Origin of the sequence: Trinickia sp. (genome assembly GCF_036503415.1) — a bacterium.
Classification (GTDB): Bacteria; Pseudomonadota; Gammaproteobacteria; order Burkholderiales; family Burkholderiaceae; genus Trinickia.
The window spans coordinates 25,419-41,138 of sequence record NZ_DASXWY010000005.1 but is presented as its reverse complement, the minus strand read 5'-3'; the positions used below and the strand labels follow the sequence as shown (position 1 = coordinate 41,138).

Annotated in this window: 14 protein-coding genes; 11 read left to right on the top strand and 3 right to left on the bottom strand. The window is 65.8% G+C overall.

The window, feature by feature from the left end; translation table 11 throughout:
• Positions 1 to 10 precede the first annotated feature (10 nt).
• The 3 genes from VGL01_RS00485 (at position 11) to VGL01_RS00475 (ending at position 2,883) form a co-directional block, all read left to right on the top strand.
• A complete protein-coding gene (locus VGL01_RS00485; RefSeq protein ID WP_331565981.1) occupies positions 11 to 1,087 on the top strand; it encodes an ATP-grasp domain-containing protein in 1,077 nt (358 codons plus the stop codon).
• The gene (locus VGL01_RS00480) at positions 1,084 to 2,199 is read left to right on the top strand and encodes a hydantoinase/oxoprolinase family protein (RefSeq protein ID WP_331565979.1); all 1,116 of its coding nucleotides are present in this window, start codon (positions 1,084 to 1,086) and stop codon (positions 2,197 to 2,199) included. Before VGL01_RS00485 ends, VGL01_RS00480 begins: the two co-directional genes overlap by 4 nt.
• Before the next feature lie 63 nt (positions 2,200 to 2,262).
• Positions 2,263 to 2,883 carry an aspartate kinase gene (locus VGL01_RS00475; RefSeq protein ID WP_331565977.1) on the top strand — a complete coding sequence of 207 codons (621 nt, stop codon included), beginning with the start codon at positions 2,263 to 2,265 and terminating at the stop codon, positions 2,881 to 2,883.
• 79 nt (positions 2,884 to 2,962) lie between these two features.
• Here VGL01_RS00475 and VGL01_RS00470 read toward each other — a convergent pair whose 3' ends face one another.
• The 3 genes from VGL01_RS00470 to pqqA form a co-directional block, all read right to left on the bottom strand.
• Positions 2,963 to 3,700 (bottom strand): (5-formylfuran-3-yl)methyl phosphate synthase, encoded by a 738-nt coding sequence (locus VGL01_RS00470; RefSeq protein WP_331565975.1) that lies wholly within the window; start codon positions 3,698 to 3,700, stop codon positions 2,963 to 2,965.
• A 27-nt stretch (positions 3,701 to 3,727) separates the two neighbouring features.
• Positions 3,728 to 4,345 (bottom strand): DUF447 domain-containing protein, encoded by a 618-nt coding sequence (locus VGL01_RS00465; RefSeq protein ID WP_331566096.1) that lies wholly within the window; start codon positions 4,343 to 4,345, stop codon positions 3,728 to 3,730.
• Positions 4,346 to 4,448: 103 nt separating this feature from the next.
• The gene (pqqA, locus tag VGL01_RS00460; protein ID WP_331566094.1) at positions 4,449 to 4,523 is read right to left on the bottom strand and encodes a pyrroloquinoline quinone precursor peptide PqqA; all 75 of its coding nucleotides are present in this window, start codon (positions 4,521 to 4,523) and stop codon (positions 4,449 to 4,451) included.
• A 480-nt stretch (positions 4,524 to 5,003) separates the two neighbouring features.
• On the opposite strand from pqqA, the gene VGL01_RS00455 reads away from it, so the two are divergent.
• The 8 genes from VGL01_RS00455 (at position 5,004) to VGL01_RS00420 (ending at position 15,706) form a co-directional block, all read left to right on the top strand.
• Positions 5,004 to 6,485 carry a form I ribulose bisphosphate carboxylase large subunit gene (locus tag VGL01_RS00455; RefSeq protein WP_331565973.1) on the top strand — a complete coding sequence of 494 codons (1,482 nt, stop codon included), beginning with the start codon at positions 5,004 to 5,006 and terminating at the stop codon, positions 6,483 to 6,485.
• A gap of 49 nt (positions 6,486 to 6,534) precedes the next feature.
• Positions 6,535 to 6,963, top strand: coding sequence for a ribulose bisphosphate carboxylase small subunit (locus tag VGL01_RS00450; protein WP_331565971.1), 429 nt, complete (start codon positions 6,535 to 6,537; stop codon positions 6,961 to 6,963).
• 2 nt (positions 6,964 to 6,965) lie between these two features.
• Positions 6,966 to 7,922 carry a CbbX protein gene (gene cbbX, locus VGL01_RS00445; RefSeq protein ID WP_331565969.1) on the top strand — a complete coding sequence of 319 codons (957 nt, stop codon included), beginning with the start codon at positions 6,966 to 6,968 and terminating at the stop codon, positions 7,920 to 7,922.
• Between the two features lie 22 nt (positions 7,923 to 7,944).
• Positions 7,945 to 9,030 carry a class 1 fructose-bisphosphatase gene (locus tag VGL01_RS00440; protein WP_331565967.1) on the top strand — a complete coding sequence of 362 codons (1,086 nt, stop codon included), beginning with the start codon at positions 7,945 to 7,947 and terminating at the stop codon, positions 9,028 to 9,030.
• 73 nt (positions 9,031 to 9,103) lie between these two features.
• Complete coding sequence (locus VGL01_RS00435) at positions 9,104 to 9,976, top strand: phosphoribulokinase (protein WP_331565965.1); 873 nt, start codon at positions 9,104 to 9,106, stop codon at positions 9,974 to 9,976.
• Positions 9,977 to 9,997: 21 nt separating this feature from the next.
• A complete protein-coding gene (tkt, locus tag VGL01_RS00430; protein WP_331565963.1) occupies positions 9,998 to 12,106 on the top strand; it encodes a transketolase in 2,109 nt (702 codons plus the stop codon).
• A 40-nt stretch (positions 12,107 to 12,146) separates the two neighbouring features.
• Positions 12,147 to 13,184 carry a class II fructose-bisphosphate aldolase gene (gene fba, locus VGL01_RS00425; protein WP_331565961.1) on the top strand — a complete coding sequence of 346 codons (1,038 nt, stop codon included), beginning with the start codon at positions 12,147 to 12,149 and terminating at the stop codon, positions 13,182 to 13,184.
• A 752-nt stretch (positions 13,185 to 13,936) separates the two neighbouring features.
• Positions 13,937 to 15,706 (top strand): type III effector protein hlk1, encoded by a 1,770-nt coding sequence (locus VGL01_RS00420; RefSeq protein ID WP_331565959.1) that lies wholly within the window; start codon positions 13,937 to 13,939, stop codon positions 15,704 to 15,706.
• The last annotated feature ends 14 nt before the right edge of the window (positions 15,707 to 15,720 follow it).

The window sequence follows — 15,720 nt, the reverse complement described above, 5'->3', positions numbered from 1 at the left end:
GGTGGGTCCTTTGAGCAAGATCTTCGTGTACGAGTATCTCACCGGCGGCGGCCTCGATCCCGCGTTGGCAGGCGAGGGCGGCCTCGCCGATCTCGGCGCGTTGATCGGCGAAGGGCGGATGATGCGCGATGCGCTCGTGGGGCAGTTGCGGGAGATCGACGGCCTGCAGGTCACTTACGCGAGCTCGCGCTTCGAAACGCCGCGCCCCGGCACTGCGTACCGTCTGCCCAGCGATGGCGAATCGATTCCCGCCTTCGTGGGCCGCCTGGCGCGCGAGCACGATTACACGTGGGTCATCGCCCCCGAATGCGACGGCTTGTTGCTCGAGCTGCACGATGCCGTCGGAAACGAACGTTGGCTGGGCTGCTCGCGCGAGGCTATCCGGATCGCATCGAGCAAGCGCGCGACCGCTTGCCGTCTGGCTGCGTCGGGCATCGCGACAACGCCGGCGCTCTCGCCCGTCGAGCCGGCCGGGGCCCCGGAGGCCTCGCGGCGCAGCGAGTGCGACGCCGGCTCGTGGGTGGTCAAACCCGACGACGGCGCAGGTGCGCTCGACACATTCATCTTCGATTCGTTTCCCGCCGCATGCGCGGAATACGACTCGCGCGCGGCGGTCGGCCGAAACCCCGTGCTCCAGGCATGGGTCGACGGCGAGCCACTGAGTCTGTCGTTGATTTGCCGCGAAGAGGGCGCCGAGCTCCTCAGCATCAATCGTCAGGACATAGCGGCGACGTTGCGTCACGCGCCGGGGGCGCCGGCGCGGATCGTCGAGTTCCGCGGCGTGCGGGCGGACCAGGTCGACCTCGGCAGCGCGCGCGGGCGCACGCTCGCTTCGCTCGCACGACGTATCGCCGACGCGATGCCGGGCCTGCGCGGCTTCGTCGGCGTCGACGTCGTCTGGCACCCGGTGCGCGGTCCTGTCGTGATCGAGGTCAATCCGCGCTTGACGACCGCCTATGCGGAACTCGCCGCGACGCGCGGCCGCGGGCTGACCCAGGCGCTGCTCGCGGCACACGGTGTGAGGCTTGGGCGGCCCGCCAGCAGGGCCGTTGTCGGCGCGTTGGCCGAATGCGGGGTGCGTCCGTGAACGGCCGGGGCGTCGCCGCCGGGCCCTACGCGCTCACGTTCGGCTGGGATGTCGGCGGAGCGCATCTGAAAGTCAGCGCAATGGGCACGTCCGGCCGCATCGACGATGTCGGGCAGTGGGCCTGCCCGTTATGGCAGGGGCTCGACCATCTGCATCGGGCAATCGACCTCGCCCTGGCCCGGTGGCCCGCCGCTGCCGGCCCCGATGTCCGGCACGCCGTGACGATGACGGGCGAGATGGTCGATCTGTTTGCGAGCCGAGAGGAAGGCGTGCGCGCAATCGCCGAGGCGCTCGCCGCACGGCTGGGCCCGCACGTGCGGTTCTACGGCGGCGATGCCGGGTGGCTCAGCGCGCAACATTGCGCCGATGCGTGGCGGCAGGTGGCCTCCGCGAACTGGCTCGCAACGGCCAGTTGGCTCGCAACGCGCTTGCCCGACGCGGTGCTCGTCGATATCGGCAGCACGACGACCGACATCGTACCGATCTCGAATGGACGGGTGGTGGCTCAGGCGAGAGACGATGCGGGCCGGCTCGCCACCGGCGAACTCGTGTATCAAGGCGTGGTGCGCACGCCACTGTGTGGACTGGCGCAACGGGTCGCGTTCGGCGGTACCTTCGTCAACGTCATGAACGAGTGGTTCGCGACGACGGCCGACGTCTACCGCCTCACGGGCGAACTCGATGCGGCGCATGACGTGCACGCGAGCGCCGACGGCGGCCCGAAGACGGAGGCGGCGAGCCGCGTGCGCCTTGCCCGCATGATCGGCCGCGATGCGCGCGAGGCGAGCGACGCCGACTGGCTGCGCTTCGCGCTCAGGTGGCGCACGCTGCAGCTGGCGCAAACCGGCCTCAACCTCGAGCGCGTCGAGGGCCACCACGACGGGCTCGCATCGGCGCCGCTCGTCGGGGCCGGATGCGGGCGCTTCCTCGTCGCGGCGCTGGCGCGGGAGCGTGGCCGGCCGTACGTCGATATCGGCGCGCTGACGGGCGCATCGGGTCAGTGCGGCGACTGGGCCGCCACGTGCGCGCCGAGCGTGGCGCTCGCGCTATTGGCGGCCCGCGCCTCGCCGTTCGACGCAAGCGCGCCGGGCGTGGCGGCGCGTCGTACCTGACGCGAACACCGGCGCACCGGGGTGGGACATCAGCAAACAGCAATCATCGATGCGAGGAAGATCATGTGGGTGGTCAAGATCGGGGGCAGCCTCAGTCACGACCCGGCGCTGCGCGGCTGGCTGACGGAGCTCGCGGAGATGGGCGGTGGCCGGGTCGTGATCGTGCCGGGCGGCGGCGATTTCGCCGACAAGGTGCGGCAATACCAGGCCGAATGGCGTTTCAACGACCTTGCCGCTCACAACATGTGTCTGCTGGCGATGACGCAGTACGCACTGATGATGCAGGGGCTTTCGCCCGAGCTCGTGCTGGCCTCGAGCGAGGCGAAAGTCCGCCGCGCGTTGCGCGACGGCCGCGTGGCGATCTGGGTCCCGACCGCACTGATGCGCGACGAGCCCGATGCGATGAGCAACTGGGATACGACCTCGGACAGCCTCGCGGCGTGGCTGTCGACGATGCTCAACGCAGAGCGCCTGATCGTGGTGAAGTCCTGCCCGATCGAGCTTGGCGAGCCGATCGAATCGCTCGCCTCGAGCGGCATCGTGGACCGGCGGTTTCTCGGTTACGTCAAGGATGCCAACTACCTGGTGGAGTTTTTCAACAAGGACGACATCGAACGCGTCCATGAGCGGCTGCTGAACCTGCCGGCCGCGTGGGCCGCGGACCGCGTCGGCGGCGCGGCCTGAGGGCGCGTTTCGCGCGCAGCGCGCCGCGAATCGAGCCGGCGGGCAATCTCCGCGGCTCGATCGTGCGCGAGCCGCCCGTTCAGGCGTGCGGGGCGGGCCTCGGCGCGGCGCCGGGTGCGCCTTCGGCGAGCGTGGCAGCGGGCCGATGCAGCGCCTGCGCCCACTGCGTCACCCGCTGCGGATCGAGCGACGAGCCGCGTCCGTCCACGCACAGCGCACCGCGAAAACCCGCGATATCGGGCGCGAGCGCGCGAATGCGCTCGAGTTGCGCCCAGCCGAGCGATCCGGCGATGCCGCTCATCGCGCCTTGCTTGCGCGCGAGCCCGAGCCAGTGCCCGAGCGTCTCTTCGTCGACATGATCGAACAGCGTGCGTCCGTCTTTGGCCGCCGTGTCGAACATGACGCCGACGAATCCGAGCGACGCGGCATGCGCGACGAGCGCGGCATCGATGCCGGCGTCCGCGAGCAGCACCGGCACCACGGCGGCCGGCAGGCTCGCGAGTGCTTCGAGGCATCGCTTCGCGCCGGCGCCCGGCGTCACGCCGACCTTGACGTAGTCGACTCCGGCCGCGCTCACGTCCATGACGCGCGCGGCTACTTCGTCGACGTCCTCGCTATCGATGTCTCCGATGGTCGCGCTGATCGGCTTCACCGCATACTGTGCGCGCAGCGCGGCGGCAATCCTGCCGATCTGCGCGATGGGCAAACCGCCGAGCGCACCGGAGCGCGGCTCCTTGAGATCGATGAGTTCGGCGCCGGCGTGAGCGGCGGCAAGCGCCTCTTGTTCCGAGCGAACGCTCGCAAGCAATGCGGTCATACAAACTCTCCAGGGTGAGTGGGGATGTCAATGATGGGCGCGCCCGCCCAGCGGTGTATCGACCGTAGCGGGGGCTGCGCCCACGGTTGCGGTGGCGCGATGGCGCGCGATGGCCGCGACGAGCCAGCTCCAGGCGGTGCGCTCGCGCTCGCCGGCGGTTTTGTCGATGGCGATCTGCAGGTAGGCCATTTCGCGATCGACCTTGTCGGCAGGCAACATGAACAAGCGGCTCACCAGCACGGCGCCTTCGATGACGGCCGCCTGCGCGCGATTGAAGCCCGCGAAGGGCTCGTGCTGCTCCTGGTGCACGGGTTTCATGCGCAGCACGGGGCGCTGAGCGTCGTCCTCGATGCGTTCGAGCTCGAATTCCGTGTGCGCGAGCGATTCGGCAAGGCGCACGGTCGCGACGCGCGTGGCCGCGATCGTCGGCCAATCCGTCGCGCAATGCGTGACGCAGCCGGCGAAGACGCGGACATCGGTGGTGAAGTTCAGAACGGCCGCACGCGTGGCGACGATGTTATCGAGCGTGGCGGACGGCCGAAATGGGGAAAGAACAGCGAAGCCGTCCTCGTAGCGCACCCCCATCGGGGCAATGTGGGGCCGGCCGTCGGGCGCCGCAGTGGTAACGATCGTCTCGAAGATCATGGCGGAGGTCATCACGGTGCACCGTGCCGATCGGCCGGCCGGGTTTTACGAAGGGACAGCGGGCTCCGGCGAAGGGGCCGCATGACGCGGCCCGCGCTTGGTCTTAACGATTCGCGATGTACATCGTGATTTCGAAGCCGAAACGCATGTCGGAGTAGCTAGGTGTCGTCCATTGCATCGAAAGTCCCTCCATTCGGTCATTGGGAAGTGCCGCCGGCGGGCCCGGCAGGTTGCCGGGAGTCGAGCGGCGAGCGTCGGTCACGCAAGCTTCGTGCCGAGGCGCGAAGCCGCATGGACCTGCGCACAGGGTGCGGTGCCTTCAACTCGTACGACGTGCGTGCAACCAGTATGACAGGCGATGGGCAGGTTTGCACGGTTTAGCGTGAGCCCCGCGGTGTGACGAAAACGCAGCAAAGTGTTTCAGGCGTGGCCGATTGGAACATCGCCTGTTACAGCCCGTTCCGAAACGGGACAGTGCGGGACCAACCGATCGACGCATATCACGCAATCGCGCTTCGTCATCCGCAATCGATAACGCATCGCTTAATGCTCACGAATGAAATCGTGATTTCCCAACGCATGCGTGCTCCCCTAGAGTGCAACTCAAGCGCTTGGCCACTCGCTGCAAAGCGCGCCGAGTCAAATTCGAGGACACGTCATGAACGATTTCAGCAAGGCAGCCGTCGAGCCGGCACGCACTCCGCGCGAGCGATATGCCGCCGGCGTGATGAAGTACCGCGAAATGGGCTACTGGCAGCCGGACTACACGCCGAAGGATACCGATGTCATCGCGATGTTTCGAATCACGCCGCAAGCGGGCGTGGAGCCCGAGGAAGCTGCGGCCGCCGTGGCCGGCGAATCGTCGACGGCGACCTGGACCGTGGTGTGGACCGACCGCTTGACCGCGTGCGACATGTACCGAGCGAAGGCGTATCGGATCGAGCCTGTGCCCGGAACGAGCCAGGGCGATCCGCAGTACTTCGCCTATATCGCTTACGAGCTCGATCTGTTCGAGGAAGGCTCCGTGGCGAATCTCACGGCTTCGATCATCGGCAACGTGTTCGGCTTCAAGCCGCTCAAGGCGCTGCGTCTCGAAGACATGCGCATCCCGGTGGCTTACCTGAAGACGTTTCAGGGCCCGCCCACGGGCATCGTCGTGGAGCGCGAGCGGCTCGACAAATACGGGCGGCCGTTGTTGGGCGCAACCGTGAAGCCGAAGCTCGGCCTGTCCGGCAAGAACTATGGGCGTGTCGTCTATGAAGGCCTCAGGGGTGGGCTCGACTTCCTGAAGGACGACGAGAACATCAACTCGCAGGCCTTCATGCACTGGCGCGACCGTTTCCTCTTCGCGATGGAAGCCGTCCATCGGGCGCAGGCCGAGACCGGCGAAGTGAAGGGCCATTACCTGAACGTGACGGCCGGCACCATGGAAGACATGTACGAGCGGGCCGAATTCGCGAAGGAACTCGGGTCTTGCATCGTCATGATCGACCTCGTGATCGGCTGGACCGCGATTCAATCGATGTCGAAATGGGCACGGCGCAACGACATGATCCTGCATCTTCACCGCGCCGGCCACGGCACCTATACGCGGCAACGCAATCACGGCATTTCGTTTCGCGTGATTGCCAAGTGGCTGCGCATGGCCGGTGTCGATCATGCCCATGCGGGCACCGCCGTCGGCAAGCTCGAAGGCGATCCGCTTTCGGTACAGGGGTATTACAACGTGTGTCGAGAGGCGCGCAACGAAGTGGACCTGTCACGCGGCCTTTTCTTCGATCAACCCTGGGCGGGCTTGCGCAAAGTGATGCCGGTGGCATCTGGCGGGATTCATGCAGGGCAGATGCATCAGCTGCTCGACCTGTTCGGCGACGACGCCATTTTGCAGTTCGGCGGCGGCACGATCGGGCATCCGGCCGGTATCCAGGCCGGGGCCACGGCGAATCGGGTGGCCCTCGAAGCGATGGTGAAGGCGCGCAACGAAGGGCGCGACATTGCCAACGAGGGGCCCGACATCCTGGAGGCGGCGGCGCGCTTTTGCACGCCGCTCAAACAGGCACTCGATACGTGGAAGGACGTGACGTTCAACTACGCATCGACCGATACGCCGGACTATGCGGTCACGCCGAGCGTGGCTTGAGCGCGATCAACCCACGCGAAATCACCGCGAACCAACGAGAGGTTTTGTCATGCGAATCACGCAAGGGACGTTTTCCTTCCTGCCCGATCTGACCGACGAGGAGATCGGCCTGCAGATCGACTATGCCCTCAGCCAGGGCTGGGCCTGCTCGGTCGAGTTCACCGACGACCCTCATCCTCGCAACACGTACTGGGAAATGTGGGGTCTGCCGATGTTCGATCTGCGCGACGCCGCCGGCGTCATGCAGGAAGTGCGCGCCTGCCGCACCACCTATCCCGATCGCTACATCAAGGTGAACGCCTTCGATTCGACGCGCAGCTTCGAGACGATGCGGATGTCGTTCATCGTGAACCGCCCCGCCGTTGAGCCGGGCTTCCGTCTGACACGGACCGATGATCGCAGCCGCATTCAGCGCTACAGCATGACGAGCTACGCGAGCAATGCGCCCGAGGGTCAGCGCTACGGTGCGAAGGGCTGACGATGGACTGCGCCCAAAGCGTCGATCTTGCCGGTCTTTATCGCGATTCCGGCATTGCGGCGGTGCTCGACGAGCTCGATCGCGATCTCGTCGGCCTGCTTCCGGTCAAGACGCGCATTCGCGAAATCGCGGCGCTGCTCATCGTCGAGCGGGCCCGCTCGCAACTCGATCTCGCGAGCGGCGCGCCCACGCTGCACATGTGTTTTTCGGGCAACCCCGGCACCGGCAAGACGACAGTCGCGCTGCGCATGGCCGAGGTGTTGCATCGGCTCGGCTATATCCGTCGCAACCATCTCGTCTCGGTGACGCGCGACGATCTCGTCGGTCAATACATCGGACATACCGCGCCCAAAACGCGCGATGTCCTCAAGCGGGCAATGGGCGGCGTGCTGTTCATCGACGAGGCGTACTACCTCTATCGCCCGGAGAACGAGCGCGACTACGGTCAGGAGGCCATCGAGATTCTGTTGCAGACGATGGAAAACCAGCGCGACGATCTCGTCGTGATCCTGGCCGGCTACACGTCGCGCATGGAGACGTTCTTTCAGAGCAACCCGGGATTCCGCTCGCGCATCGCCCATCACATCGAATTCCCGGACTACGAGCAAGGCGAGCTGGTCCAGATCGCCGAGCGCATGCTCGACGGCATGCATTACGCGTTCGATGCCGATTCACGCGAAGCGTTCGCCGAGTACATCGCGCGCCGCACGCGCCAGCCGAATTTCGCCAATGCGCGCTCGGTGCGCAACGCGCTCGACCGCGCGCGGCTGCGCCAGGCCCGGCGTTTGTTCGCACGCGCGATTGCGGGCGGCGCGCCGATCGATACGGCAGCGCTCATGCGCATCACGAGCGAGGACATCCGCGCGAGCCGCGTCTTCGACGAAAGCGTCGCAGGCTCGCTGCTCAATGGCGTCTCGCACCAGCCCCATGCGGGTACGTCGCCGCCCGGCCCGATTTAGAAACGATGTCAAGGAGAGCGCCATGCAGGACGGACGTACGACCCTTTCGAAGTTCCTGATCGACACGCTCGATCGGCAGCCGTCGCCCGTGGCGGCCGCTGGGCTCTCGGCCTTGCTGATCGATGTCGCCGCGGCGATCAAGACGATTTCGTCGGCGCTCACGCGCGGCGCGCTCGGCGGCAATTACGGATCCGCACAGTCGGTCAATACGCACGGCGAAGAGCAGAAGAAGCTCGATATCGCCACCAACGAGATCTTTGTCCAGCATTGCGAGTGGGACGGTCTGCTCGCGGCGATGGTCTCGGAGGAAATGGAGACAGTCTATGCGATCCCATCCGAATACCCGCGTGGCGAGTATCTGCTCGCGTTCGATCCGCTCGATGGATCGTCGAACATCGATATCAACGGCGTCGTGGGTTCGATCTTCTCGGTCCTGCGTTGCAAGGACGGGCAAAGCGGCGAGACCGGATTCCTGCGCCCGGGCCACGAACAGGTCGCGGCCGGCTATGCGATCTACGGACCCTCGACGATGCTCGTCCTCTCGGTTGGCAACGGGACGCACGGCTTCACGCTCGAGCGCGATGTCGGCAATTTCGTGCTCACGCATTCGGACATTCGCATTCCCGACGAGACGAGCGAATTCGCGATCAACGCGTCGAACGAGCGGTTCTGGGAGGACCCGGTGCGCAGGTACGTCCAGGAATGCAAGGACGGGCGCACCGGCTGCCGCGAGCGCGATTTCAACATGCGCTGGATCGCGTCGATGGTCGCGGAGGTCCATCGGATCCTGATGCGCGGCGGGGTCTTCATGTATCCGCGCGACTTCAAGACCCCCGGCGTCGCGGGGCGCCTCAGATTGCTCTACGAGGCCAACCCGATGAGCTTTCTCATCGAGCAGGCGGGCGGTTCGGCGATCACCGGACGCGAGCGCATTCTCGACGTGAAGCCGCGCGCGCTGCACGAGCGTGTGCCCGTGATTCTGGGCTCGCGCAACGAAGTCGAGCGCATCGGCCGCTATCACCGCGAGTTCGATCGCGGTGAGGACAAGCCCTATACGTCTCCGCTTTTTCAGCCGCGTTCGCTTTTTTTGCCTGAGACGCCGGCTTGATGCGTTTTCGCGGCGTTTTTGCCGCGGGTTACGCGCTTGCAGCCAGATTCAGAACGACTTCCCGGAGACACGCATGTCCGTCAAGCACCCGATCATTGCCGTGACCGGCTCGAGCGGCGCCGGTACGACAACCGTCATGAAGAGCTTTACGCATATCTTTCGACGCGAACGCATCAACGCGCAAGTCGTCGAAGGCGATGCGTTTCATCGCTACGATCGTGCCGGTATGCGCGATGCGATGCAGCAGCGCGAGCGCGACGGTGTCATGAATTTCAGCCATTTCGGCCCCGAGGCGAATCTGCTCGAAGAACTCGAGGCGCTTTTTTCGAGCTATGCCGGCGACGGCACTGGACGGTTTCGGCATTACGTGCACGACGAGAAGGAATCGGCTGTTTACCAGCAGCCGGCGGGCACGTTTACGCCGTGGGAGGACGTGGATCCTGGGAGCGATCTGCTCTTTTACGAAGGGCTGCATGGCGCGGCCGTGACGGGGACAGTCGACATCGCGCGTCATGCGGATCTGCTCGTGGGCGTCGTGCCGATCATCAACCTCGAGTGGATTCAGAAGCTGCATCGCGACCAGACGATGCGCGGCTATTCGCATGAAGCGGTGGTCGACACGATCCTTCGCCGCATGCCCGATTACGTGAACTACATCTGCCCGCAGTTCTCGCGCACGCACGTCAACTTCCAGCGCGTGCCGACTGTCGACACCTCCAACCCGTTCACCGCGCGCGAGATTCCGCAGCCCGACGAGAGCTTCGTCGTGATCCGGTTCGCGCGGCCCAAGGGAATCGACTTCCAATATTTGCTCACGATGCTGCACGACTCGTTCATGTCGCGTCCGAACGTGATCGTGGTACCGGGCGGCAAGATGGGGCTTGCAATGCAGCTCATCTTCACGCCGATGATTCTGCAATTGATGGATCGCCGCGCGCGCGCCTGATGCCAGGAGGGACGACCGATCATGAACGCTGCAGCCCAAGCTCAACCCGCTGAAGGCAACGCCACTGCGCTAATGGCGAACGCCTTGCGCATGCTCGCAATCGATGCGGTCCAGCAAGCCAACTCCGGCCACCCGGGCATGCCGCTCGGCATGGCCGAAATCGCAGTCGCGCTTTGGGACCGTCATCTGAAGCACAACCCGCGCAATCCGTCGTGGCCCGATCGCGATCGCTTCGTGCTCTCCAACGGCCACGGCTCGATGTTGCTCTATGCGCTGCTGCATTTGACCGGCTATGCGTTGCCGGTCGACGAGCTGCGGCGCTTCAGGCAACTGCACAGCAAGACGCCGGGACATCCGGAGGTGGGCGTGACGCCGGGCGTGGAAACGACGACGGGCCCGCTCGGGCAGGGTCTCGCGAACGCCGTCGGGATGGCGCTCGCCGAGGCGCTGCTCGCGCGCGAGTTCAATCGGCCCGGGCATCGCATCGTCGATCACTATACCTATGCGTTCGTCGGCGACGGGTGCCTGATGGAAGGCCTATCGCACGAGGCGTGCTCGCTCGCGGGTACGCTGAGGCTCGACAAGCTGATCGTCCTCTATGACGATAACGGCATTTCGATCGACGGGCATGTCGACGGCTGGTTCGCCGACGATACACCGGCGCGATTCGCCGCGTACGGATGGCACGTCGTGCGCGATGTCGACGGGCACGATGTCGATGCGGTCGATCGCGCGATTGTCGAAGCGCGCGGCGCGGGACGTCCGACGTTGATCGGTTGCAAGACGGTGATCGGGCGCGGCTCGCCGACCAAGGCCGGCACGCACGAGGTCCACGGCGCGCCGCTGGGCGCGGCGGAGATTGCCGCTATGCGTGCGGCGCTGAATTGGCCGCACGCGCCGTTCGTCGTGCCGGACGAGGTCCGTTCGTCATGGGATGCGACGATGCGCGGCGCCCAGGCCGAAGCGCAATGGACGCAGCGGTTTGCCGCCTATCGCCGGGAGTTCCCGCGCGAAGCCGTGGAGTTCGAGCGGCGCGCGAGCGGTGCATTGCCGCAAAGCTGGGCCGCGGCGGCGCGGATGATGGTGCGCACGGCCAACGACGCCGCGCAATCCGTGGCGACACGCAAAGCGTCTCAGCTTGCCATCGGCGCGCTGGCTGCCGCGTTGCCGGAGTTGCTCGGCGGCTCCGCCGACCTGACGGGCTCGAATCTGACCGACTGGGCGGCCGCGGTCGAGATCGGAGCCGACGACGGCGGCCTGCGCGGCGGAAACTATCTGCACTTCGGTGTGCGGGAGTTCGGCATGAGTGCGGTCATGAACGGCATCGCACTGCATCGCGGGTATCTGCCGTTCGGCGGCACGTTCCTCACGTTCTCGGATTACGCGCGCAACGCCTTGCGCATGGCCGCGTTGATGAAGACGCGCTCGATCTTCGTTTTCACGCACGATTCGATCGGTCTGGGCGAGGACGGACCGACGCATCAATCCGTCGAGCACGCGGCAAGCCTGCGACTCATTCCCGGACTCGACGTGTGGCGGCCCTGCGACACCGTGGAAACGGCACAGGCGTGGGTGGCTTCGATCGAGCGGCAAGGACCGTCGTGTCTGTTGTTGAGCCGCCAGACGCTCCCGTTCGTGACGAGGACCGAGGCCAGGATCAACGACATCGAGCGAGGCGGTTACGTATTGCGCGACTGGCTCGAAGGGGCGGGCACCGGCGACGCCGAAGCCGGGCCGGGAGCCGGCCAGGCGCGGCAGGCGAGCCGACGTGTGGTGCTGATTGCGACGGGCTCCGAAGTGGCGCTTGCGCTGGCGGCCATCGAGCCGCTCGCGGCGCAAGGCATTGCCGCGCGCGTCGTATCGATGCCGTCCACCACAGTGTTCGACAGGCAGCCCGCGTCGTACCGCGATAGCGTGCTGCCGCGCGAGGTACCGCGCGTCGCGGTGGAAGCGGGCGTCACGGCGTTCTGGCGTCAGTACGTCGGGCTCGACGGGGAGACGGTCGGTATCGACAGCTTCGGCGAGTCCGCGCCGGCGGCCGATCTTTTCGCGCATTTCAATTTGACGACGCAAGCGGTTGTCGACGCGGCATGTCGTGCCGCGTCGCACGCGCGTGGCGCTAGCTGCTGACGGTTTCGATCGATTCTTAACTTTGGGAAGGAGCCCGATCATGGCATTCATCGCATTGCGCCAATTGCTCGATCACGCGGCCGAGCACGGCTACGGCGTGCCGGCGTTCAACGTCAACAACATGGAGCAGATCCACGCGATCATGCAAGCCGCGGAGGCGACGGCGAGCCCGGTCATCCTGCAGGCGTCGGCCGGCGCGCGCAAATATGCGGGCGAGGCTTATTTGCGACATCTCGTGTTGGCTGCTGTGGAGGCGCATCCTGACATTCCGGTCGTGCTGCATCAGGATCATGGCGCGAGCCCGTCGGTTTGCCAGCAGGCGATCCGCTCCGGCTTCACTTCGGTGATGATGGACGGCTCGCTCATGCCGGATCAGAAAACGCCTGCGCAGTACACGTACAACGTCGACGTGAGCCGGCGGGTGGTCGATGCGGCGCATGCGGTGGGCGTCTCGGTGGAGGGCGAACTGGGCTGCCTCGGTTCGTTGGAAACGGGGCAGGCGGGCGAGGAGGATGGCGTGGGCGCCGAGGGCAAGCTCTCGCGCGATGAATTGCTGACCGATCCCGAGGAGGCGCGCGCGTTCGTCGAGGCGACGGGCGTCGATGCGCTGGCGATAGCCATTGGCACCTCGCACGGTGCCTACAAGTTCACGCGCGAGCCGACGGGCGACATTCTCGCGATCGATCGGATCGCCGAAATTCACGCGCGCATTCCGAACACGCATCTCGTGATGCACGGCTCGTCGTCGGTGCCGCAGGAGTGGCTTCAAACGATCCGCGACTACGGTGGCGAGATTCCGGCGACGTTCGGCGTGCCCGTCGAGGAGATTCGCCGAGGCATCGCGCATGGTGTGCGCAAGGTCAACATCGATACGGACATTCGGCTGGCGATGACGGGCGCGATGCGCAGGTCGTTTGCGCAGTCGCGCTCCGAGTTCGATCCGCGCGCCGCGCTGAAGGCGGCGACGGCGGCGGCGAAGGACATTTGCGTCCAGCGTTTCGAAGCGTTCGGCTGCGCGGGGCAGGCGGCGCGCATCAAACCGCTGCCGCTCGATGCAATGGCCAAGCGCTATCACTGACTGCTTGCCGCGGCGTCAAGTCTTGCGTGTCCGGCGTCGGGCGGCCCGGACGCGTGGGACTGCCGCGGCGGCAGCCCTACGGGGTGTTATTGCCTCGTGGGCTGCCTTATCGTCCGTCGGGCCGCTTTCGCGTAAGGCGTCATTCTTTCGCCGTTGATCGTCGTGTCGCGCAGTGCACATTGACATAGTGCGCTGTTTCGAGGCGCACCGAGTCTGAGATGTCCCCCCACATTTTTTCATGAGGGTGGTGTCTTCCGCCCGGGCAGCGCGACGGACAGCATCGAAGGAATATCATGACGGGCGGACGCGTCAGCGAAGGCGGCATTGGAAAATCGGTCGGGCCGACCCATTCGGCAACGGATTGTGCGCCTGCCCCGACGGGCGCGGCCGAAGGGGCAAGCCCGCCGGCGAGTGCGCACCCGGCCTCACAGTCCGCGCAGTTCGCGGCGCTAGCTCCCCGAGCGTCGAGCTCCCGGCCACCCGTCGAACCGCGGGGCGGGCCGCCGCGCAACGCCATGTTGCCTCGGTCCAGCACGACGTCTGCAACTGCCGATCCGGGCGATGTCCTGAATCGCGCGTTGGACCGCGGCCGGGCCTGGAAGCAGATGCTTGTCGCGGAGCATGGGGATGAAGCGGATGTGGATCCAAGGCGCAGGCTCAGCCCCGAGCAGAAGGTGAAGGTTGCGCGCACCGTCATGGAATCCGCCCGCGAAGGGCTCCGCGCGCTCTCTGCTTTGAGAATACAAAGCAGGGTGAGCGCGGCAGAGGCCGTCGAACATGAGAACGTGCTGTGGATGATGTTGTCGGCGGCGGCGGCGTCGGGCTTCGCGGGCCGCGAAGCCATGCTGGACGCGAGGTGGCAGCAGGACCTGGGGTTGCAGACGGACCCCGCGGTTTCGGCCGTCTTGCGGGTTGCGTGGCGCGGCGAGAAACAGGATCTCGGCGAATGGGTCGGGATATTGAATGAACTGCGCCTGTATCGTGCGGCGATGGACGACATGGTGCAACGCACGAGAGCCCCGGAGGCGCCGAGAAAACTCAGGGAAAAGCTCAAAAGCTCGCTGCCGGTCGCCGTCTCTCAACAGTCATTGTGCGCGAGCGCGACGCAGTCCGTGCGCGGCGTGCTCATCGCCATCCACAGCGAACGATTGGCGCAGTTGGCCGAAGAGCGAGGACTGACAGACGTCGCCTCGCGTGTGGATGAACTGAGGGAGGCCTCGCGCTATCGGGGCGACGAAGTCAGTGCAGCCTTTACGGCGTTGAACGAGGCAGTCTGTGATGCGGTGTTGGGCGCACCCCGCGGCGGCGGCGTGCCCCCGGAAGCGCTGAACAGGCACAAGGCGTTGCTCGAGGAATTCGTCGATCAATACGATCGGGTCGGGTTGAAGCTGTGTCTCGATGTCGCCGCCAGTATCGAAATGGACGATGCCGGTATCGAACAGAATGACGCTGGCGAAATCTGGCGCGCTATGCTCGACACGGCTGACGTGGTCGCTGCGTACAAGGCGTGCGTGCTGGATTTATGCGAAACCGTCCCTTCGAGCAGCGCCCCGCGAAACGCCATGCTCACGGCGCCGGTAGGTGCATCGCCGGCCCCCGCGGCATCCTCGAGGCTGAAGCCCAAGCGCCGCAAGCCGGGCAAGCGCGCGGCCGCTCCGTCCGATACCGCGCCGGCACCGCCAGCCGCGCCCGTTGACCTGCGCACGCCGGCGCAACGGAACGCCGACGCACTGTTGAAACGCTGCCCGGTCGATCATGCGACGGCGAAGCGACTGGATGCGGACGTCATCGCGGTTGCGCGTACAGTGGGTAAAGACACGAGTACGGCCGAGAAGCTGCTGAACGACGCCCGCTACGACGCCGTGCAAGTTGTCGATTACCTCACAGTGTCGGCACGAGACTGGTTCGGCGAAAGCGACCGTGTGCGTCAAGTGCAAGCATCGCTGAGCGAGCGCGATGACGACGAGCGGATCGCACAACTGACGGATCGTCTGGACGCGCTGAAGCTGCTCGAGCAAAACATAAAGACGTTCGAAGCCGATGCACTGAAGCAAGATCCCTTGCCCCGAGCGAAACACCTGAGCCGGCTGTTGAGCAGCGAAGAAATCGCCAGTGTGGGTGCGCCGGTCCGGCTACCGTCCGCTGGCGATACCGGCGAATCAGGTACATTGTTCGAGATCGCTATCCAGCCTAAACGGCTTTCCGATGGTCAGCATGCTGCGCCTTGGTTCGTGCATTTGCATACGTCGAGGCCGGTGGCGAGCCAGACGTTGTCCGCGATGGAGTTCGGCGCCTTTACGGCAGTTCACTTGAAGACGGCGAAACAAAAGAAGCTCGGGCGCAACTGGGAGGAAGCGATGCGCGCGTGGGGCCATACCGAGGCCAAGGTGCATCGCGCTGCTATCGGTCCCGCGTTGCTTCAGGAGTTGTTCGCACGGGCGACGCCCTCGACGGAGCTTGTCACAGAGGCGGCGACTTCATCGATGCCGCGCGCGCGCCAGGCGGGCGCAAGCACCGGCTAGCCCCCGAAACCAAG

Excerpts from the sequence above, each read along its gene's own strand:
- VGL01_RS00470 (WP_331565975.1), bottom strand. The coding sequence starts at position 3,700 with ATGACCGCATTGCTTGCGAGCGTTCGCTCGGAACAAGAGGCGCTTGCC.
- VGL01_RS00455 (WP_331565973.1), top strand. The coding sequence starts at position 5,004 with ATGAACGATTTCAGCAAGGCAGCCGTCGAGCCGGCACGCACTCCGCGC.
- VGL01_RS00450 (WP_331565971.1), top strand. The coding sequence starts at position 6,535 with ATGCGAATCACGCAAGGGACGTTTTCCTTCCTGCCCGATCTGACCGAC.
- tkt (WP_331565963.1), top strand. The coding sequence starts at position 9,998 with ATGAACGCTGCAGCCCAAGCTCAACCCGCTGAAGGCAACGCCACTGCG.
- cbbX (WP_331565969.1), top strand. The coding sequence starts at position 6,966 with ATGGACTGCGCCCAAAGCGTCGATCTTGCCGGTCTTTATCGCGATTCC.
- VGL01_RS00475 (WP_331565977.1), top strand. The coding sequence starts at position 2,263 with ATGTGGGTGGTCAAGATCGGGGGCAGCCTCAGTCACGACCCGGCGCTG.
- VGL01_RS00440 (WP_331565967.1), top strand. The coding sequence starts at position 7,945 with ATGCAGGACGGACGTACGACCCTTTCGAAGTTCCTGATCGACACGCTC.
- VGL01_RS00435 (WP_331565965.1), top strand. The coding sequence starts at position 9,104 with ATGTCCGTCAAGCACCCGATCATTGCCGTGACCGGCTCGAGCGGCGCC.
- VGL01_RS00465 (WP_331566096.1), bottom strand. The coding sequence starts at position 4,345 with ATGATCTTCGAGACGATCGTTACCACTGCGGCGCCCGACGGCCGGCCC.
- fba (WP_331565961.1), top strand. The coding sequence starts at position 12,147 with ATGGCATTCATCGCATTGCGCCAATTGCTCGATCACGCGGCCGAGCAC.